The sequence below is a fragment of the Hyphomonas sp. genome, from assembly GCF_965284475.1.
In the GTDB taxonomy this organism is placed as follows: domain Bacteria; phylum Pseudomonadota; class Alphaproteobacteria; order Caulobacterales; family Hyphomonadaceae; genus Hyphomonas.
Window position 1 is genome coordinate 2145579 of sequence record NZ_OZ260087.1, and the last position, 20174, is coordinate 2165752.

Consider the following 20174-nt stretch of genomic DNA (forward strand, 5'->3'; position numbering starts at 1 on the left):
GTTAGTTCATCAGGTGTGATTTCCGCTGTTCTGTACAGGTCCCGTTAACCATCCGGGCGCGCGCCATGAAAATGGCCCCCGCCGGGGCCGTTGGCGGATCAGATTATGGCATCACTGCCGCACGGATTCGTGCTAAGGGAGAATTATCAACAGACCGGGCCTTCAGACCGTCTGGCTGGCAGGCCCCGTGACAAGGGGACGGACAATGACACACAAGATTATGGTGATGGCTGTAAGCGCCATCGCACTGACCGGCTGCAGCCATATCAAAGAGTGGATGCATGGCCCGGAGGAGGCGGACACGGCAGTGGCGCCGGTCGCGGAACTGGCGGCGACGCCACCTGAAGCCGAAGCGCCCGATGTCGCGGCGATGGCCGGCGCGCCGCTGTTCGAGGGCATGGGCGATTTCCACCGCGAAATCACAACCTCGAGCGCTGACGCGCAGAAATATTTCGACCAGGGCATGGTGCTGGCCTTTGGCTTCAACCACGCCGAATCGATCCGTTCGTTCAGGGCCGCACAGACGCTCGATCCGGCGTGCGCGATGTGCTTCTGGGGCGAGGCCATGGCGACGGGGCCGAACATCAATGTCACCAGCAAGGGCAAGGCGGTGATGTCCGATGCCGACAGGGCCTCGGCCTTTGCGGCGATCAACAAGGCGATTGCACTGAAGGAGAGTGCGAGCCCGGCCGAACAGGCGCTGATCGAGGCCATGGCGAAACGCTACAATGGCGACCCGGCCACCTCGCGCGAGCCGCTGGACGTGGCCTATGCCGAGGCGATGGGGCAATACGTGGCCGACCATCCAGGCGACCATGACGCAGCGGCCATGTATGCCGAGGCGTGGATGAACACGATGCCGTGGGACTACTGGTCCGCCGACGGAGAACCAAAGCCGGAGACGGTGAAGGTGATCGCGACGCTGGAGGATATTATCGCGAAGGCGCCGGAGCACCCGCTGGCGCTGCACCTTTATATCCACGCGGTGGAAGCTTCCAGCGATCCGGGCCGGGCCGAGGACGAGGCCGACAGGCTGGCCGGGCTGGTCCCGGGATCTGGCCACCTTGTGCACATGCCGGCGCACATCTTCTGGCGCGTCGGGCGCTATGACGATGCGGCGAAGGCCAATATCACGGCGGCCAAGGTCGACGAGGACTATATTGCCCAGTGCAATGCGCAGGGCTTCTATCCGGCCCTGTATTACCCGCACAATATCCACTTCCTGTGGGCGGCGGCGAGCATGTCGGGCCAGCGCGAGATGGCGCTGGAGGCCGGGCAGAAAGTGGCGGACAATGTTCGCCTGGAGCAGATTGAACAATTCCCGACGGTCGAATTCTTCAAGACGATCCCGCTATTGTCGCTGGTCCAGTTCGGGCAGTGGGCGGACGTTCTGGCCACCCCGCAGCCGCCGGAGACGCTCGATTACTCGAATGCCATCTGGCATTATGCCCGCGGCGTGGCAGCCGCCCGCACCGGATCACTCGAAGCGGCGCAGGAAGAGCGCGCGGCGCTGGCCGGCATGAAGGGCAGCGTGCAGATCAGTTTCCTCGATACGGCGGACTATCCGGCCAGCACGCTGCTGACGATTGCGGATGAATTGCTGCAGGGCGAGATTGCCAGCGCCGAGGCGCGCCATGACGAGGCGATTGCGCACTTTACCCTTGCGGTCACGGCGCAGGATACGCTGCCCTACATGGAGCCGCCATTCTGGTACTATCCGACGCGGCAATCGCTGGGCGAGGCGCTGGTCGCGGCGGGCAGGCATGCCGAGGCTGAAGCGGTATACCGCAAGGACCTTGAAGACTATCCGCACAATGGCTGGTCGATGTCGGGCCTGATCAAGGCGCTGAAGGCGCAGGACAAGACCGAAGAGGCCGCCGAGATGACGCACATGTTCGAAATTGTCTGGCGCAACTCGGATGTGGAGCTCGACGGTTCGCGGCTCTAGGCCAGGGTTGCGGCCATGTCGTCACAGGTTGCGAGCAGGCGGGCAATGTCCTGCTCGCGGCTGAGGCGGTGGTCGCCATCCTTGATCAGGGTGATTGTCAGGTCGCTGGCAGTCATCGCATCGACGAGGCGGGCGGCATGGGTCCATGGCACGTCCGCGTCCTGCATGCCCTGAAGGATGCGGACAGGGCCGTCAAACGCGATGGGCGCGTCGAGGATCTGCCACTGGCGGCCATCCTCGATGAGCGCGCGGGTGATGACATAGGGCGCGTCATAGTCTGACGGGCGCAGCGTGTAGCCCTGCTGCATGATCTCGGCCTGGGCGGCGGCGGAGAATTCCGGCCACATCAGCTTTTCGGTAAAGTCCGGCGCGGGCGCGATGAGAATGAGGCCCTTCACGCGGTCCGGGCGGGCGAGGGCGGCGAGCAGGGCCATCCAGCCGCCCATGCTGGAGCCGACAATGACCAGCCGACCATCTGTCTGGCTGTCGATGGCGGCGAGCGCGTCGGCGCGCCACTGGCTGACCGTGCCGTCCTCGAATGCGCCGTCTGACTGGCCATGACCGGAATAGTCAAAGGCGAGGAAGCCGTGGCCGGTGCGATCCGCCCAGTCCTCGAGACGCATGACCTTGGAGCCGGTCATGTCGGACTTGAAGCCGCACATCCAGACAAAGGTCAGCTGGCCGGCACTGGCGGCGCGGCGGCGGAAGGCGAGGCGATTGCCGCCGGGTGTGGTGAAATAGGTCGTTGTCATAACCCTTCCGTTCCTCCATCTGTTTCGCCTGTCAAGCGAGCGAGGGGCGAGAGCGGCTTTGGACGATTTCCCGGACATGACCGGCAAGACCATCCTTCAGGTGGCGCCCGAACTGTCAGCCGGCGGTGTCGAGCGCACCGTGCTGGAGATGACCGAGGCGATTGTCGCTGCCGGTGGCCGCGCCCTGCTGGCCAGCAAGGGCGGACGGCTGGAAGATGAGTTTGCGGCGCTGGGCGGCGAGCTGTTCCGGATGGATGCCAAGTCCAAGAATCCCCTGGTGCTGAAGCGTAACGCGCATCAGCTGAAGGGCCTGATTGCGCGCGAGGGCGTTCACCTTGTGCATGCCCGCTCGCGCGCGCCGGCCTGGAGCGCCTACTGGGCAGCAAAGGCCGCGGGCGTGCCCTTCGTGACCACCTATCACGGGGCCTATTCGGGCAGGACAAGGCTGAAACGGGCCTATAATGCGGTGATGGCCAAGGGCGATCTCGTGATTGCCAATTCGAACTGGATTGCGGCGCATGTGGCCGCCGAGCATGGCGTGCCGCCGGAGCGGATCGTGACGATCCCGCGCGGCGTGGACCTTGAGCGGTTTGATCCGGCCGCGGTGGCGCCGGAACGGGTCGAGGCGGTCCGCGCCAGCTGGGGCATTGCGGGCGACAAGCGCCTGACCCTGTTGCTGCCGGGACGGTTGACCGAGTGGAAAGGCCAGCTGGTCGCCATCGAGGCGCTGGGCATGATGGAAGTGCAGGAGCTGAAGGGCCTTGTTCTGGTGCTGGCGGGCGATCCGCAGGGGCGGGCCGGCTATGTGACCAAACTTGAAGACGCGATCCTGGCGCACAGACTGGGCGGAACGGTTCTGCTGGCCGAGCATGAGCGCGACATGCCCGCCGCGTGCCTGGCGGCGGACGTGGTGCTGACCCCGTCGATCAGGCCGGAAGCCTTTGGCCGCGTCGCGGTGGAGGCATCGGCCATGGGCCGGCCCGTGATCGTGGCTGACCATGGCGGCGGGCGCGAGACAGTGATCGAGGGCGAAACCGGCGCGCGGGCCGAACCGGGCAATCCGGCAGCTCTGGCAGGGGCGATAAGGGCCCTGCTGGACATTGGCGCATCGGCCCGGGCGGGCATGGGAAAGGCCGGCCAGGCGCATGTCAGGGCGCATTTCTCCAAGCGGGGGCTTCAGGCGGCGACGCTTCATGTCTATAAGCGACTGCTGGAGTAGGGACCTGATACACAGGGATGACGAAGACAGACACAGAGATGAGCCCGGTTAACCCCGGTGCCCAGGCCAGGGAAGTGCTCGTTATCAAGCTGAGCGCGCTGGGCGACTTTGTGCTGGCTTTGGGCGCGATGAAGGCCGTGCGCGAGATGCACCTGTCGGCGCGGATCACCCTGCTCACGACGCCTTTCTTCGAGGAATTCGGGAAACTGTGCCCCTATGTCGACCGGGTCGAGACCGATGGCCGGCCCGAGGGCATGAAGGCGACGGCGGCGCTGATCCAGCGCATCCGCAAGACCGATTACGACATCGTCTATGATTTCCAGACCAGCGGACGGACGCGGAACTATTTCACGGCGCTGAACCGGTCGGGCAAGGCACCGCTCTGGTCGGGCCATCACGAGAAGGCGGCCTTCTTCCATGACAATGCCGAGCGCGGGAGGATGCACTCGATCGACCGGCTGGCCGAGCAGCTGGAAGTGGCGGGCGTGGCGCCCGGCGGGCGGTGGCTGGGGACCAGTGCGCCATTCCCGGACCTGTCATGGGTGCGCCACAAGCTGGGCGACACGCCGCGCCTGCAGCCGGCCTATTTCGCGCTGACCCAGCCCTATATGCTGTTGATACCTGGCGCCTCGGCGCACCGCGAGGCCAAGCGCTGGCCGGAAGCGAATTATGCCGAACTGGCGACGCGGATTGCTGACAGGGGCATCATGCCGGTGATCATAGGCGGCAAGGCGGAAGGCCCGCTGGCGCATGAGATCGTGCGCCGAGAACCGCGGGTGAAGAATCTGGTGACCCGCACCGACCTGTTCCAGATCGTGACGCTGGCGGAGAAGGCGCTCTTCGTGGTGGGCAATGATACCGGTCCGATGCACATGGCGACGCTGGCTGGCGCGCCGGGCATCGCCCTGTTCGCGCTGACCGAGAGCGACCCGGACCATTCCGCCCCGCGCGGCCCGAAACAGCCGGTCATCATCAATTCGGCCCCGACGCTGAAAGAGCTGAGCGTGGATGATGTCTGGCAGTCGGTCAGGGCGCTTGGGCTGTTGCCTGCTTGACTTCAGCTGAAATAGCGCACAACCGAAGCGCCTTGATGAATAGGCCAACCACTGGCATATTCGCCAAGCCTATGAACAGCCACAAAGGAGACAGGCCATAGCTCGCAGACCAGACCAGGGTGGACCACAGAAACAGGTTGGCCCACGCACAAATGAAGACATCACCGCCGCCAAGGTTCTCCTGATTGACGAGAACGGCGAAAAACAGGGCGTGATGCCCCTCGCAGCAGCCCTTGATGCGGCGCGCGAGGCGAGCATGGACCTTGTGGAAGTTTCCCCTGACCAGGAAGTGCCGGTCGTGAAGATTCTCGACTATGGCAAGCTGCGTTTTGAAGAACGCAAGAAGAAGGCGGCTGCCAAGAAGAAGCAGCGCTCCAGCGAACTCAAAGAGATCAAGATGCGCCCGAACATCGATACGCATGACTATGAGGTCAAGGCGCGCGCGATGCAGCGTTTCTTCGAGGATGGCGACAAGGTGAAGGTGACCCTGCGTTTCCGTGGCCGCGAAATGGCGCACCAGCATCTGGGCATGCAATTGCTCGAGCGGGTGAAGGTCCAGTTCGAGGAGACGACGAAAGTGGAAACCGAGCCGAAGCTTGAAGGCCGTCAGATGACGATGGTCCTGGCACCGCGATGAGGCGTCTTGCGAGCCTGCTGCCGGGCCTGGCCCTGATGATGGTGGCCGCGTGCAGCGCCCCTGTGCCGGTCGAGCCGGAAGCGGAGGCGCCTTCTGCCGGGGTTTCCGAGCCTGACAGTGTGGCAAAACCGGAGATGGATGTTTTGGACCGCGTTGAAGACACGTGCGGGATGGCCGCCTTCGAATCCTATATCGGGCAACCGGCCGCGAGCATTCCTGCCGTCGATCTGCCGGACCGCGCCCGCATCGTCGGGCCGGACACGCAGGTGACGATGGACTATGTCGAAGGCCGCCTGAACGTGCTGACGGACGAGGCCGGAACGGTGATCGGCCTGAAGTGCGGGTGATCTAGCTGGATTGATGGCAGCAGTAAAAGCCGGACGGGCGGTTTGGCCCTCCGGTTTCCGATTGTGTGGCGGGCGGAGGAACAGGGGCCGCTTCGCAATATGACAAGACACAGGATCGACAGGGTCACCTACCCTGTCCCTCCGCTGCCGGGGCTTGTGGCCCGCATGACACCGGGCGGAAGACCCGCTGTCATGCCAGGGCCGGTACTGCACCGGAATGCCTTCCGGTCGGACAGATTCGGCGCTTTTTCCGGCGGCGCTGTGCATTGGCACGGCACGGGTGGAGGAAGGGCCCTCGCTTTTCCGGCGATTTGCGGTGCAAACGCCTGCTGAATCGGGCATCTGGCCTCTTGATTCTCTGTTCCTGATCCGTCATAAGCCGCCTCTTCCGAGTGGTGCGGGCGAACGGCATGCCCCTCTGCTCATGAACTGACCAAGGGCCGCCCACGGGTGAGAGCTCGCTAAAGGAGATGAAAATGCCGAAGATGAAGACCAAGAAAGCCGCTGCAAAGCGGTTCAAGATCACGGCAACCGGAAAGCTCAAGCACGGTGTTGTGGGTAAACGCCACCGTCTTAGCAGCCATAATGCGAAATACATCCGCCAGAACCGGGGCACGAAAGTGGCCGCGCACGCTGATGTTGCCCGCGTCATGAAGAAGTTCCTGCCTTACGGCCTCTAGGCTTTTCCCGCTTTTCCCCCGATCTTGACTTAGGAGGCCACCATGCCCCGTTCACGCAATAAAGTGCCGGCCCACGCCCGTCACAAGAAAATCATCAAGCAGGCCAAAGGCTTTCGCAACCGTTCGAAGAACACGTTCTCGAACGCCAATGCGGCTGTCTGGAAAGCCGGCCAGTACGCCTATGTCGGCCGCAAGGTCAAAAAGCGCAAATTCCGCTCGCTCTGGATCCAGCGCATCAACGCGGCTGTGCGCATCCACGATGACGAGCTGACATATAGCCGCTTCATCGACGGCCTGACCAAGGCTGGTATCGAAGTTGACCGCAAGGTCATGTCCGACATCGCGATCCGCGAACCCGACGCGTTTGGTGCACTGGTCAAGCAGGCGAAAGCCGCGCTCGCCTAGGCTGCACCCACGTGCTGCGAATCAGGAGAGCCCGGCCCCCAAGGCCGGGCTTTTCCTTTTGGCGTTTGCATGATGACCCGAAGCGACTAGAAAGCGCGCAGAATCCCAGGAGAGGCTGAAACCTTGTCTGATATCAAAACGATAGAGAAAGAGGCGCTTGCGGCGATCGCGGGCGCAGCGAGCCTGGACGCGCTGGACGCCGTGCGTGTGGCCGAGCTGGGCAAGAAGGGCCGCGTGTCGGGCCTGATGGGCGCGCTGGGCAAGATGAGCCCGGAAGAGCGCAAGGAAAACGGCCCGAAACTGAACGCGCTGAAAGTGGCCGTTGATGAGGCGGTCCGTGTCCGCAAGGCGGCGCTGGAGGCCGAAGCGCTGGAAGCGCAGCTGGCAACCGAGCAGGTTGACCTGACGCTGCCGCCGGCGCCCGGCCCGCGCGCCGGCACGCTGCACCCGGTGATGCAGGTGTTCGAGGAGATCGCGGCGATCTTCGGCGACATGGGCTTCACCGTGGCCGAGGGCCCGGACATTGAAGATGACTGGCACAATTTCACCGCGCTGAACTTTCCCTCAGGCCACCCGGCGCGCGAGATGCATGACACATTCTTTCTGGAGGCGCCCGAGGGCGGCGACCCGAAAGTGCTGCGCACGCATACGAGCCCGGTGCAGGTGCGCACCATGATGAGCCAGAAGCCGCCGCTGCGCATTCTGGTGCCGGGCCGCGTCTACCGCAATGACTGGGACGCGACGCATACTCCGATGTTCCACCAGGTCGAGGGCCTCGTCATCGAGGAGGGGATCCATATGGGGCACCTGAAGGGCTGCCTGATCGACTTCGTGAAGGCCTTCTTCGAGGTGGACAATGTCGTGGCGCGCTTCCGCCCGCACTTCTTCCCGTTCACCGAGCCGTCGGCCGAGATGGACGTGCAATGCCTGCGCGAAGGCGGCATGGTTGAGGTGGGCAAGGGCACGGACTGGCTGGAAGTGCTGGGCTGCGGCATGGTGCATCCGAACGTGCTGCGCAATTGCGGGCTGGACCCGGCGACGCATCAGGGCTTTGCCTTCGGCATGGGCGTTGATCGCCTGGCCATGCTGAAATATGGCATGCCGGACCTGCGGCCCTATTTCGAAGCGGACCCGCAATGGACCCGCCATTACGGTTTTGCGCCGTGGACCACGCCGTCCGTGAGCGGCGGATTGAGCTAGGTTGAATCGTGATGGGCAATGGAAACAAAGCCGAAATGCTGATCGCCGTCTGCGCGGTGATTACCAGCGTTGTCGCTTTGTATATTGGTTGGGACCAGGCGCGTGTCATGCGTCTTCAGCAGAAGGCGGATGTGTGGCCCCTGTTGCAGATCGATCAGATCACCAGTGTCGAGAACGGAAGCCTTGTCTATCGCATGCGCATCGAGAGTGCAGGTGTCGGCCCGGCCTTTCTGGAGCGGTACGTCATCACGATCCCCGGTGAGAAACAGACAACGGATTTTTCCAGGTTCTACAATTACATGATGCCGGAAGGCCTTGATGCGCCAATGATCAGCAACGAGTCCGTCTCCGGACGCGTGATGCGCTATGGTCGCGCCACAGAGCCCTTCAGTCTTGCCTGGCCGTATTCGGACGCTTCGAACCAACGCTTCCAGGAAAGGATCAGCGAGATCCTGCAGGGCGAGCGCGACCCGGCCATCCTGTTCGTCTGTTACTGCTCCATCCTCGATGATTGCTGGGTGACCAGTTCTGAAAACTACGGCCGGCCCAGCGAGGTTGAGAGCTGCAAGAGTCTGCCTGCGGTCGCGGCCCTGCAAAGCAAGCCACGCGAAAACAACGATACTCAGGAGGGCGCACGCCCATGAAATTCACCCTATCCTGGCTAACCGATCACCTTGCGACCAAGGCGGGGCTCGATGAAATTCTGGCGCTGATGCTGAAAGCCGGGCTCGAGGTCGAGGAGGTTATCGATCCGAACCAGACGCTGAAGGATTTCACCGTCTGCAAGGTGATCGAGGCGGTGCCGCATCCGGACGCCGACAAGCTGCGCGTGTGCACGGTGGAGACGGTGGACGGGACCAAGCAGATTGTGTGCGGCGCGCCGAATGCGCGCGCGGGCATGACGGCGATCTATGCCGGACTGGGCACGTATATTCCGGGGCTCGACTTTGCGCTGGACAAGAAGCCGCGCGCCATTCGCGGCGTCGAGAGCCACGGCATGATGTGTTCCACCAAGGAACTGAATGCGGGCGAGGACCATGACGGCATCGCCGACCTGGACGATTCCCTGCCGCTGGGCATGCCTGCGGCAGAGGCGCTTGGACTGAACGATCCGGTGATCGACTTTGAAGTGACGCCGAACCGGCCGGACTGGCTGGGTGTGCAGGGCGTTGCGCGCGATCTGGCGGCGGCGGGTGCCGGCCGGTTCATCCGGTCGGACGCGAAGAAAGTGCCCGGCAGCTATGATTGCCCGGTCGAGATAAAGCTGGAAGCACCGGATGCGTGCCCGATGTTTGCCGGGGCGATGATCCGGGGCGTGACGAATGGTCCGTCGCCAGACTGGATGCAGGCCCGCCTCAAGGCGGTGGGTATCCAGCCGAAATCGCTGCTCGTGGATGTGACCAACTATATCTCGCTGGACCGCGCGCGGCCATTGCACGTGTATGATGCGGCCAAGCTGCGCGGGGCTGTCGTGGCGCGGCGGGGCAAGGCTGGCGAGACGCTGGATGCGCTGGACGGCAAGACCTACAAGGTAACGCCGGACATGTGCGTGATTGCCGATGGCAGCGGCGTGATCGGCCTGGGCGGCGTGATGGGCGGGGCCTCGACGGCGGTGTCGGCCGAGACCGTGGACGTGTTCATAGAGAGCGCCTGGTTCGATCCGCTGCGTACGGCGCGCACGGGCCGGACGACCGGTATCCATTCCGATGCGCGCTACCGGTTCGAGCGCGGCGTGGACCCGCAAAGCTGTGTTGACGGGGTGAACCTGGCGCTGGAACTGATCCTGGCGCATGGCGGAGGAACCGTGTCGAAGCTGAACGTGGCAGGGTCCATCCCGGCACGGATCGACAAGGTGACCTTCTATCCGGCCGATGTGGAACGCCTGACGGGCCTTGTCGTGAAGCTGCCGGAAATGCGCCGCATCATCAAGGACCTGGAATTCGACATCGAGGATGCAGGAGATGCCTGGTATCTTCTGCCGCCGAGCTTCCGGTTCGATATGGAACAGTCGGCGGACCTGGTCGAGGAAGTGGCGCGGCTGATCGGGTATGACTCGCTGCCGGTAACGTCGCTACCGGAACCGGCAGGCGGGCGCAGGGCGATCACGACACCAATCCAGGAACGGGTGCGCGTGGCGCGCCGCGTGATGGCGTCGCGAGGATTCCTCGAGGCGGTGACATGGAGCTTCATGGCGAAGGGTCATGCGGCGCTGTTCGGCAAGCTTGACCCGGCGCTGACCGTGGCCAACCCGGTCGCGAGCGAGCTCAACCAGATGCGCCCGTCGATCATCGGCAACCTGGCGGTGGCCGCACAGCGCGCTGCCAATCATGGTGAGCGCGGCGCACGCCTGTTCGAGGTTGGCCCGGTTTATCTGGGCGATGGCCCCAAGGACCAGCGCTGGGCTGCGACGGGCATTGTGCGTCCGGCCAGTGAACGCCACTGGCAGGGCGCGCCGCATGCCTATGATTCCTATGCAGCGAAGGCCGACCTGTTTGCCGTTCTGGATGCGCTGGGCCAGCCGGGCGAGCGGTTCCTTGTGGCACCGCCGACCCAGCCTCACTGGCATCCGGGGCAGGCGGCCTGCCTGAAACTGGGGCCGAAAGTGACCGTTGGCCATTTCGGTGCGGTGCATCCGGGTGTGCTCAAGGCGATGGGCGTTGACGGGCCGGTGTTCGGGTTTGAACTGAACCTCAATGCGCTGCCGCAGATGAAGGTGAAGCCGACGAAGACAAAGCCGGTGCTGCAACGCGCCGAGCTGACACCGATCCGGCGCGACCTGGCCTTCCTTGTGGCCGGGACCGTGCCGGCAGCTGACCTGGTCAAACATGCGACGGGTGCGGACAAGCAGCTGATCGTTTCGGCCGATGTGTTCGATGTCTATCAGGGCAAGGGCGTGCCGGAGGGACAGAAATCGGTCGCCTTCGAAATCATGATCCAGCCGCGCGAGAAGATGACGGATGAAGACATTCAGGGCCTGATGGACCGGGTTGTCGCCTCTGTCGCCAAAGGCACTGGCGGCGTGCTAAGAGGCTAGGGATTTCGCGTTTCCGGGTAGGGGCCCTGTTGCCGATGGTAGTGCACCAAATCGCCGTTCAGCAGGGCCTGCGTCACCGGCTGTATCAGGAACTGGTGCCGGAAGCGCGCGAGAGCGGCATCTCGCGCATCAACTGGCTGATCATCGTTCTGGTCCTGCTGAGTTTCGTCTCGCTGGCACTGGAGACCGAGCAAACGCTGACGTCGCGCCCCGGATGGCAGCTGGGCTTCGATATTTTCAATGTCGTCGTGGTCGCGGTTTTTGCCCTCGAATATGTGATGCGCGTCTATGTCAGCGGGCTGAGCGAGGAATTTGCCGGGTTCCGTGGCCGGTTGTACTACATGACGCGTTTCCATTCGATTGCGGACCTGCTGGCCTTCCTGCCTGAAATGATTGTCCTCATCCTGGGTGGCGGGATGCCGCTGGTTGCTCTGCGCGTCTTTCGCCTGTTTCGCCTGATCAAGCTGGCGCGCTTCGTGCCGGCGTTTGATGTGCTGGGAGCCGCTGTCCAGCGGGCCGGATCGCAGCTTCTGACGACGCTCGCGATGGCGCTGGCGCTGGTCTATGTGTCGGCCGTGGCGCTCTATTTCATCGAGGGCGTGGGCGGCAAGCAGCAGGAGATGTTCCAGTCCATCCCGCGGGCCATCTGGTGGGCCATCGCGACGCTGACCACGGTGGGCTATGGCGACGTCTATCCCGTGACGCCGCTGGGGCGCATCTTTGCCTCGGTGATTGCTCTTGCCGGCATTGGCGTTGTGGCCCTGCCGGCCGGTGTGTTTGCAAGCGCCTTTTCGGACGAGCTGCGCGAGCGTGAGCTTGCCAAGCTGAAGGACAGGGTGGAGGAAGGCGACGCAGAGGCCGGTGTAACGCCGGATATGGACAAGACCTGAGGCGGATGCAGCCTGCGCATGGGAAAGGACCCGATGACCGAGACAGAAAACCAGAGCGAATTCAGCGTGGCGATTGCCGGCGTTGCCGGGCGCATGGGGCGCCAGCTGGTGGCGAGCGCGCTGGATGCGGGCCTGTCTGTTGCGGGCGGCACCGAAGCGCCGGGCAAGGGGCCGTTTGACCGCGACATTGGCGAACTGGCCGGGCGGCAGGTACTCGGTATCCGTCCGGTAACCGATCCGGTTGCTGCGGCCGGCAATGCCAATGTCTGGATCGATTTCACCCGGCCCGAGGCCACGCTGGCGGCGCTGGACGCGCTCAAGCATACGCGGGTCAGCGGCGTCGTGATCGGAACGACCGGATTCAGCGTGGCGCAGGAGCAGGAAATCGCCCGCGCCGCGGCGCAGTTTGCGATCGTGAAGGCGGGCAATTTCTCGCTTGGCATCAACCTGTTGCAGGCGCTGACGCGGATCGCGGCCGGTCGGCTCGGCGACGGCTGGGACATCGAAATCCAGGAGACCCATCACCGCCGCAAGGTGGACGCGCCATCGGGCACGGCCCTCATGCTGGGCGATGCGGCCGCCGAAGGGCGGGGCGGCATGCTGGATGACCTGCGCAGCCCGCCCTATGACGGCCCTGACAGTGAAAGGCAGGCCGGGCAGATCGGCTTTTCCGTACGCCGGATGGGGGATGTGATTGGCGAACATGCCGTGAGCTTCGGCTCGGACATGGAAATCCTGACGCTGAGCCACACCGCGCTCGACCGGCAGGTCTTTGCCCATGGCGCCGTGCAGGCGGCAAACTGGGTCAAGGGCCGCAAGCCCGGCCTGTATGGCATGGATGATGTGCTGGGGCTGGTTGAGGCGTGACACACCGGCCCTTCAGGGCAACGGCTGAATCAGGGTTGACGCGGCGCTGAGGCGTGGCAGCATGACAAGTTCGTAAAGAATGGCCCTGGAAGGTTCCGGCATGATCGGCATTGTTGTCGTCAGCCACGGCAAGCTTGCACGCGAACTCGTCGCCGCGACGGAACATGTCGTGGGCGAACAGCCTTGCTTTCGCTCGATTTCCATCGAGGTCGAGGACGATATCGAGGCGCGGCGCGACCAGATTCGCGAAACCGCCAAATCCTGTGACAGCGGCCGGGGGGTCATCATCCTGACGGACATGTTTGGCGGCACGCCGTCCAACCTGGCCATGTCGATCATGGGGGTGGGCAATATCGAGGTGCTTTCGGGGGTCAACCTGCCCATGCTGATCAAGCTGGCTGAAGTGCGCGAAACCCTGCCGCTGGCCGAGGCGGCCAAGGTGGCAGCAGAGGCTGGCCGCAAATATATCAGTATCGCATCCGACCTGCTGGCGAAGTCGACCTAGTGCAGAAGGCGACGACAACAGCCTCCCAGCGCGTCATGATCGTGAACCGCAAGGGCCTGCACGCGCGGGCGTCTGCGCGCCTGTCGAAGCTCGCAGGCCAGTTCGATGCCCATGTCACGGTGTATCATGAGGCCGAATGCGCTGATGCGCGGTCGATCATGGACCTGCTGATGCTGGTGGCCCATACGGGGTGCGAGGTCGAATTGCGGGCCGAGGGGCCTGAAGCGGCCGAAGCGGTCACGGCAATTGCCAGCCTGATCGCCGAAGGTTTCGGCGAACGTGGCCCGGACGACGAAATCTGCTGAAAACAGGGCCTATTCGACGCGGGCGAAGATGTCCGGTTCTTCCAGATCACTCCACTGGCGCTTGTTGTCTGATGCCTTCGGTTCGGGCGCTTCGAGCTTGGCCACGTAGATATTGCCATCCGCGTCTGCATAAGTAGTGGCGAGCTGGGCGACCACGGCGACGAATTCTCCCTCCGATACGACCCGGTCCAGATTGGGGTCAAACCGCACGGGATTGGCCAGGGTGTCATCGCGTGTCGGCAGGCTGTGGGCCCAGTCCTGTTGTTCCAGCGCGCTGAGCCGGCCGTCCTGATTGGTATCGGCGACGGCAAAGGCGGCAATTGCCCCCGATCTCAGCTCTTCCGGCGTCACGCGGCCATTGTCGTCTGCGTCAAAACTCATGACCAGGCCGCCACCGGGCAGAAGACGGCCCGCAGCGTGGCGTGAGCGCCGCTCACCTCTTTTCATCTCGCCCTGGCCGGGAAGGCGGACAATGTCATCGCCCTCGGCGCTGTCCTCGTCCGGGATATTCACGAGGTTAACGGACTGAGGCGTGACGGCCTCCTGTGCGGAGGCGGGCGCGGCGAGACAGAGGGCCGCGATAAGCGCAGTTGCCAGAAAAAATGGGCGCATGTGGGGTACCTGTGGAATGGCCATGAAGCATGGTATGCGGCTGTTGTTTATTTGCAACATGACGATTCAGTTACCTTGCGCGCCCCGTGCGCTGGTCTTACCGTCGCGTTAACGCCGCCTTAATGGAATGGGAGCATTCCGTTAACTTCTTGTGGCTGCCTGATAGCGGCTGATTCGGCGATGGAATTGGAAGATTATGGCGATAAGTGCAGACCAGGTGCCGATCATCATGTCCGCTGGCGCGGCGTCGCTGGGACTGGCGGCACTATTGTGGGCATTGCGGGTTTCGGATGGTGCGCGCGGCGCTGCGCGCAAGTTTCGCGACCGGTCGGCACAGCTTGAAACCACGCTGGCAGAGCACAGGTCAGTCCTCGGTGCGCATCCCGGCGTGATTCTTGTCTGGCAGGGCAATGCGCTGGAAGCCGATGGTGATGAAATCATTCCGCCGGAACTGTATGGCTCGCCGGTGGCGCTGGCCGGCCTGTTGAGCTTTACCGACGATGCGCTGTCGATGGACCCTGCGGTGCGCATTATCGAGGGCCTGGCTGACCTTGAGGCGCGCGACAGTGCGGGGCAGGACACGACGCTGCGCATTCGCCTGCGCGAGCTGCGTGAGACAGGACAGGCCTTTTCGCTGACCATTATCGGCCCGTCCGGCCGGTTTCTCGAGGCGGACGGCCGCACGGCCGGGGCCCGCGCCGTTGTCTGGGTAACGGATACAACGATCAAGGGACTGGAAGAAAGCTCCGCCCGCGGCAAGCTGGAAGAGGCGCGCCAGGTGATTGCGCGCGACCCGACGGCCTTTCTCGACATGCTGGGCAAGTCGCCTTTCCCGGCCTGGCGCGTGTCGGGCATGGGCAAACTGCAATGGGTGAACCCGGCCTATATCGAAGCGGTGGATGGCATCAATCTCGACCGTGTGCTGGACCGCCAGCTGATGCTGGACCAGGCGGCTGCCGAACAGGCGCGCAAGACGATTTCCGAAGGCCTCGATATCGACGAGACGCGCCACATGGTGATCAAGGGTGAGCGCCGCGCAATGCGTGTGCTGACCTTCCCGCTGTCGGGCGGGGCAGGAGCCATGGCGTTCGACGTGACGGCGCAGGAAAATGCGCGCGAGGAACTGAACCGCCATGTCCGCGCGCATGACGAGACGCTGAACCATGTGGCCGATGCGGTGGCGATCTTTGGCGCTGACCGCAAGCTGACCTTCTACAACAAGGCGTTCCGCGACATGTGGGACCTGGACGAGACGTTCCTGCTGGACCGGCCGAGCCATGGCCAGCTGCTGGACCGGCTGCGCGAGCGCCGCAAACTTCCGGCGCGGACGAATTATGCCGAATGGCGCGCCGAGGAATTGTCCTATTATCTCGACATTGACGGGGTGAAGGAAGACATCTGGTCGCTGCCGGATGACAGGACCCTGTCTGTCACGCGCCAGCGACACCCGATGGGCGGACTGTTGCTGCTGTTCAAGGACATTACCGGCGAGCTGGACCTGAAGACCAAGTTCAATGCCATCGTGAAGACGCAGACCTCGACGCTGGATAATCTGCACGAGGCCGTTGCCGTGTTCGGCGGGGATGGGCGGCTGAAACTGTTCAACCACGCCTTCGAGCGCCTGTGGGGCCTGTCGCATGACCTGCTGAAGGACCAGCCGGATTACTCGGCCGTGATCGAAGCCTGTGTGCCGCTGTTCCACGATGTCGAAATCTGGGACGCCATCAAGGGCCACATCACGGACCCGTCCGCGCGGGCCCGCCAGTCGACGACTGGCGAGATGCGCCGCTCCGACGGGTCGATCCTGACCTATCTGACCCACCCGTTACCGGATGGAAATACGCTGATCGCCTTTGCCGATGTCACCGCCACACGGCGCGTGGAATCGGCCCTGCGTGACCGGGCCGAGGCGTTCGAGGCCGCCGACCGGCTGAAGACGGAATTCGTGCGCAATGTCAGCTACCAGCTGCGCTCGCCGCTCACCGTGATCTTCGGCTATGCCGAATTGCTGGAGACCCAGCGCAATGGTCAGCTGACGGACCGCCAGTCTGACTATGTCAGCGCCATCCTGTCGGCGTCTGACCATTTGTCGAAGCTGATCGAGAACATTCTCGACCTGGCCATGATCGAGGCGGGCCGCATGGATCTCGACCTGGAAGATGTCCAGCTGCGCGACGTGATCGACGAGAGTATCGAAATGGTCGTGTCGAAAGCCGAAGACACCGAGATCACGGTGCGGGCCGACGTCAAGGGCAAGCTGGGCGTGATTCGCGCCGACCAGCGTCGCATTCGTCAGGTCCTGTTCAACCTGATTTCCAATTCGCTGCGATTCACCGAATCCGGCGGCGAGATTGTTGTCTCGGCGCAGCGGATTGGCGACATGGTGACATTGTCAGTACGCGACAATGGCAAGGGGCTGGAGGCGGACAAGCGCGCGACCAGTTTCGACAGTTTCGTGTCGGGCGACCAGCGCGGCGCGGGACTTGGCCTTGCACTGGTGAAGCATTTCGTCGACCTGCATGGCGGCACGGTCGGCATGAAGCCGGTTGAGGGCGGCGGCCTGGAAGTGACCTGCTGGCTGCCGGCGCAGGCGGTCGTGCATGCCGGTACGCCAGACCTCATGCTGGCCGACGCGCGGGCTTAAGACGGCCTAAATGGCGATTGAAAATTCGTCATCCGGGTCGGCTTTCGCAAAGCCGATCTGGTCGCTGCGCTTGGTGCCGAGCAGGGCCTTGTCGGTCGCAACGAACATTTCCGAGGCAGAGTTGAAGGCTATGGAATAGAAGCCGACGCTGACCGTGGATGGCGCGTGGAGCGTCTTGCCGCGATAGGAATGCGGGCGCGAGAGGACATCCTGGAGTTCCGATGCAAAGGCAGCGGCGTCTGTACCATCAAATGTTTCCCAGAGCAGGATCGCGAATTCATCGCCGCCGAGGCGCGCGGCGACACCGGGCCGTTCACCGATCGTTGCGCGGATCCGCTTGGCGACATGCTGGAGGACCGCGTCGCCCGCGTCATGGCCATGCGCATCATTGACCTGTTTGAAATTGTCGAGATCGAGCAGGATCAGGGTGAAGGGCGCACCGCCAAGGCCGGCGGCGCCGAAGGCGTCAGCAAAGGATTGCTCGAACCGGCGGCGGTTTGCGAGGCCCGTAAGGAAATCGGAATTGGCGAGCTCAGCCAGGCGCATCTGCGCCGCTTCGAGTTCCTGGTTCTTGCTGATGATATCCTCCGAATTGCGGGCCGCGATGCGATAGGCGCTGCGGAACTTGCGCTGGAGAATGACATTCTGGTGCAGGACGGCGGCGTTGAACAGGAAGGCGGGAAAGCCGACCACGGTGCCAAGGATCATGCCGCGCCCGAGGTCCATCCACAAATTCGTGCCGAGCAGGATGGAAAAGGCGAGTTCACCAAGTGCGATGACTGCGAGAATCAGGAAAGTGGAGCCAATCGCGACGCGCAGCACGTCGGTCTGGGACTCCATTTTCGGATGCATTCGCTCCCGAACCCATCGCACAAACAAGCTTTTGGGACCCACGTACACACCCTCCACCGGTAACGGCGAAACTTACAGGAGCGGGGTTCAGATGGGCTGAAGCAGGTAGATGCAGTTTGCGTGCTGACGTTAAGAATTGCGAAGGCACGATGGAGAAAGGTATTGAGCCGGCCGGTCGCTAAGGCGCTCCCGGCCGGTGTCATGGCTGCGACAGGACCAGTTGTCAGTTCCGGGTGAACTTGAGCAGGAAACGGTTGGTCTTGCGGCGGATTGCCGGGTCAAACACGTTCAGGCTGCCATCATCATCGGCATTGGCCAGCAGGTCGCTTTCGTCTGTCAGGGTGAAGCCATTGGCCTCTGCCATCGCGATCAGGATGGCCTTGTCGATGCGGTGGGTGTCGCCGCCTGTTGTCGCAGGCGATCCGGGCGGGGCCATGTGGTCGAGCACGACGAAGCTGCCGCCTGGCCGGGTGACGCGGGCGATTTCCGCGAATGCGCCATCCGGGTCGCCCATCGCGCCGGGCTCTGCCCCGTCGGGCGTGTACCAGAGGTCATGCGGGCCGAGCAGCCATGTCACGAGGTCGGCCGAGGCGTCCGGCACGGCGGAGAGGTCGTCAAACGCGGCCTTGACCTTGGTGACATTGGCAAGACGCCCGTCGACGCGCTTTCCGACAGCGTCGCCGAGGAAGGCATCAAAGGCGGGCGGGTTCTGCATGTAGACCTTTCCCGTGTCGCCAACGACGCGGGAAAAGAGTTCTGTATACATGCCGCCACCTGCTTCGAGGTCGACGACGGTCATGCCGGGCGCAACGCCGGTGAAGGCGAGGACGTCTTTCGACTTGCGCACCTCATACTGCTCATAATCTGCAGCGGGACGGTCATCCTGGCCAAATACGCTGTCATAGTCGAAGCCTTCCGGCGCGTCAGGTTCGGCCGGCGCAGCGGAGGACGCAGCTGCGGGCGTGGTGGTCTCGACCGGTGACAGGGTGGCGGGCTCGGGCGGGGCAGGGGGAGGGGGCGTGGCACAGGCGGTTGTCAGGCCGCCTGCGATGAGGGCCGTCAGTACGTATTTCATGTGTTTCCTCCTTTTTGCTGATCTCAGGCCTCGGCCAGCATTTTCTCGCTCATCGACCAGAGGCGTTCGGCTTTTTCATCATTGCAGATCCATGGCCGGGCATGTTGCCAACGCTGGCTCTCGCCGGTTGCGAGCTGCGCGATGTCGCAGTCTTCACAATAGACGCCGCCGCGGCCGTCAAGCCGGGGCGAAGTGGCGGCCCAGACACTGGTGGCCGCGCCCTGTTCCGGTGTCTTGAACATGGCCTGGACCTGGGGCGGGATCGTGCCGTCGGCAGCTTTCCAGCCAAGGGCGACCATTTCCTCTTCCGACAGGTGGCGCTGGAGCGGGGTGAAAATGCCGCCGGGATGCACTGAAAAAGCGCGCACGCCGACATCGCGGCCGCGATGGTCAACACCCAGCGCAAACAGGGCATTGGCTGACTTGGCCTGTCCGTAGGCTTCCCATTTGTCATAGGGGTGTGTGTTGAAATGCGGGTCGTCCCAGAGAATGTCCGAGCGCACATGCCCGGTCGAGGACAGGGCGACGACGCGGGCGGACTCGGCCCGCTGCATGGACGGCGCGAGCGCCAGGCTCATCGCCATGTGGCCAAGATGGTTGACGCCGAACTGGCGTTCCCAGCCGGGGCCGACGCGCCCTTCCGGGCAGGCCATGATGCCGGCATTATTGATGAGAATGTCGAGACCGCGTTTGGCGTCGTCATAGTCGCGCGTGAACTTCTCGACCGATTTCAGGTCCGCCAGGTCCATCGCGGCAATTTCGATTTCGCCGGCCACGTCAGCCAGGGCATCTTCCGCCACTTCGACGCGGCGGGCAGGAACGGTCACCCGCGCCCCGGCGCCGGCAAGGGCGCGGACGGTCTCGAGGCCGATGCCGGAATACCCGCCTGTGACGATGGCATTCTTGCCGGTGAGGTCTATGCCTTCAAGCACCTCGCTGGCGGTCGATTTGCCGTGGAAGCCTGATCCGATGGGTAGCTGGTCTTGTGCGGCCATGCGCCTGATGTCTCCCGAAATCTCTGTCTGTTTGAGCGAGTTTGCGCTCTGGCGGCTGCGGCGGCAAGGGGCGGGTTACGACTTGTTAAGCAGTGCGCCACGTGGACGATGCCACGGTCGGGGCGTATGATCTGTGTCAATTCACATTAAGC

General features: G+C 63.5%; 20 protein-coding genes. 15 read left to right on the top strand and 5 right to left on the bottom strand.

Going from position 1 to position 20174, the window contains the following annotated elements; translation table 11 throughout:
* Positions 1–205: 205 nt before the first annotated feature.
* Positions 206–1948, top strand: coding sequence for a hypothetical protein (locus tag ACQ66M_RS10575; protein WP_430403702.1), 1743 nt, complete (start codon positions 206–208; stop codon positions 1946–1948).
* Here ACQ66M_RS10575 and ACQ66M_RS10580 read toward each other — a convergent pair.
* Positions 1945–2700 (bottom strand): alpha/beta hydrolase, encoded by a 756-nt coding sequence (locus tag ACQ66M_RS10580; RefSeq protein ID WP_430403704.1) that lies wholly within the window; start codon positions 2698–2700, stop codon positions 1945–1947. The two genes, ACQ66M_RS10575 and ACQ66M_RS10580, sit on opposite strands and share 4 nt — an antisense overlap.
* Before the next feature lie 76 nt (positions 2701–2776).
* On the opposite strand from ACQ66M_RS10580, the gene ACQ66M_RS10585 reads away from it, so the two are divergent.
* From ACQ66M_RS10585 to ACQ66M_RS10645, 13 genes are all read left to right on the top strand, one after another.
* Positions 2777–3919 (top strand): glycosyltransferase family 4 protein, encoded by a 1143-nt coding sequence (locus tag ACQ66M_RS10585; protein ID WP_430403706.1) that lies wholly within the window; start codon positions 2777–2779, stop codon positions 3917–3919.
* Positions 3920–3936: 17 nt separating this feature from the next.
* Positions 3937–4974: a glycosyltransferase family 9 protein gene (locus ACQ66M_RS10590; protein WP_430403708.1), complete on the top strand. Its 1038-nt coding sequence runs from the start codon at positions 3937–3939 to the stop codon at positions 4972–4974.
* 97 nt (positions 4975–5071) lie between these two features.
* Positions 5072–5611, top strand: a complete 540-nt coding sequence (gene infC / locus ACQ66M_RS10595) for a translation initiation factor IF-3 (protein WP_350170369.1) — start codon at positions 5072–5074, stop codon at positions 5609–5611.
* Positions 5608–5958, top strand: a complete 351-nt coding sequence (locus ACQ66M_RS10600; protein ID WP_430403710.1) for an I78 family peptidase inhibitor — start codon at positions 5608–5610, stop codon at positions 5956–5958. The genes infC and ACQ66M_RS10600 overlap by 4 nt, the downstream gene beginning before the upstream one ends.
* Positions 5959–6434: 476 nt before the next feature.
* A complete protein-coding gene (gene rpmI, locus ACQ66M_RS10605; protein ID WP_045698632.1) occupies positions 6435–6638 on the top strand; it encodes a 50S ribosomal protein L35 in 204 nt (67 codons plus the stop codon).
* A gap of 42 nt (positions 6639–6680) precedes the next feature.
* Positions 6681–7043 carry a 50S ribosomal protein L20 gene (rplT, locus tag ACQ66M_RS10610; RefSeq protein ID WP_045698614.1) on the top strand — a complete coding sequence of 121 codons (363 nt, stop codon included), beginning with the start codon at positions 6681–6683 and terminating at the stop codon, positions 7041–7043.
* Between the two features lie 123 nt (positions 7044–7166).
* On the top strand, positions 7167–8243 hold the full coding sequence (gene pheS / locus ACQ66M_RS10615) for a phenylalanine--tRNA ligase subunit alpha (RefSeq protein WP_430403712.1): 1077 nt from the start codon (positions 7167–7169) through the stop codon (positions 8241–8243).
* 11 nt (positions 8244–8254) lie between these two features.
* Entirely contained in the window at positions 8255–8887 is a 633-nt protein-coding gene (locus ACQ66M_RS10620; RefSeq protein ID WP_350170343.1) for a hypothetical protein, read from the top strand.
* A complete protein-coding gene (gene pheT / locus ACQ66M_RS10625; RefSeq protein ID WP_430403714.1) occupies positions 8884–11277 on the top strand; it encodes a phenylalanine--tRNA ligase subunit beta in 2394 nt (797 codons plus the stop codon). Before ACQ66M_RS10620 ends, pheT begins: the two co-directional genes overlap by 4 nt.
* A 35-nt stretch (positions 11278–11312) precedes the next feature.
* Positions 11313–12167, top strand: coding sequence for an ion transporter (locus ACQ66M_RS10630; RefSeq protein WP_350170345.1), 855 nt, complete (start codon positions 11313–11315; stop codon positions 12165–12167).
* 33 nt (positions 12168–12200) lie between these two features.
* Complete coding sequence (dapB, locus tag ACQ66M_RS10635; protein WP_350170346.1) at positions 12201–13034, top strand: 4-hydroxy-tetrahydrodipicolinate reductase; 834 nt, start codon at positions 12201–12203, stop codon at positions 13032–13034.
* Between the two features lie 100 nt (positions 13035–13134).
* Entirely contained in the window at positions 13135–13539 is a 405-nt protein-coding gene (locus tag ACQ66M_RS10640; RefSeq protein ID WP_350170370.1) for a PTS sugar transporter subunit IIA, read from the top strand.
* On the top strand, positions 13539–13844 hold the full coding sequence (locus ACQ66M_RS10645) for an HPr family phosphocarrier protein (protein ID WP_350170347.1): 306 nt from the start codon (positions 13539–13541) through the stop codon (positions 13842–13844). The genes ACQ66M_RS10640 and ACQ66M_RS10645 overlap by 1 nt, the downstream gene beginning before the upstream one ends.
* Positions 13845–13853: 9 nt before the next feature.
* Here the strand turns inward: ACQ66M_RS10645 and ACQ66M_RS10650 are convergent, their stop codons facing one another.
* On the bottom strand, positions 13854–14456 hold the full coding sequence (locus ACQ66M_RS10650) for a hypothetical protein (protein WP_430403716.1): 603 nt from the start codon (positions 14454–14456) through the stop codon (positions 13854–13856).
* Between the two features lie 196 nt (positions 14457–14652).
* Here ACQ66M_RS10650 and ACQ66M_RS10655 point away from each other — a divergent pair, with 196 nt between their 5' ends.
* Positions 14653–17100, top strand: coding sequence for a sensor histidine kinase (locus tag ACQ66M_RS10655; RefSeq protein ID WP_350170349.1), 2448 nt, complete (start codon positions 14653–14655; stop codon positions 17098–17100).
* Positions 17101–17106: 6 nt separating this feature from the next.
* On the opposite strand, the gene ACQ66M_RS10660 is transcribed toward ACQ66M_RS10655, so the two are convergent.
* The 3 genes from ACQ66M_RS10660 to ACQ66M_RS10670 all read right to left on the bottom strand — a co-directional run bounded on the left by ACQ66M_RS10660 (position 17107) and on the right by ACQ66M_RS10670 (position 20022).
* A complete protein-coding gene (locus tag ACQ66M_RS10660; protein WP_430403718.1) occupies positions 17107–17940 on the bottom strand; it encodes a GGDEF domain-containing protein in 834 nt (277 codons plus the stop codon).
* A 235-nt stretch (positions 17941–18175) separates the two neighbouring features.
* A complete protein-coding gene (locus ACQ66M_RS10665; RefSeq protein ID WP_430403720.1) occupies positions 18176–19027 on the bottom strand; it encodes a methyltransferase domain-containing protein in 852 nt (283 codons plus the stop codon).
* 23 nt (positions 19028–19050) lie between these two features.
* Complete coding sequence (locus ACQ66M_RS10670; protein WP_350170352.1) at positions 19051–20022, bottom strand: oxidoreductase; 972 nt, start codon at positions 20020–20022, stop codon at positions 19051–19053.
* Between the last annotated feature and the right edge of the window lie 152 nt (positions 20023–20174).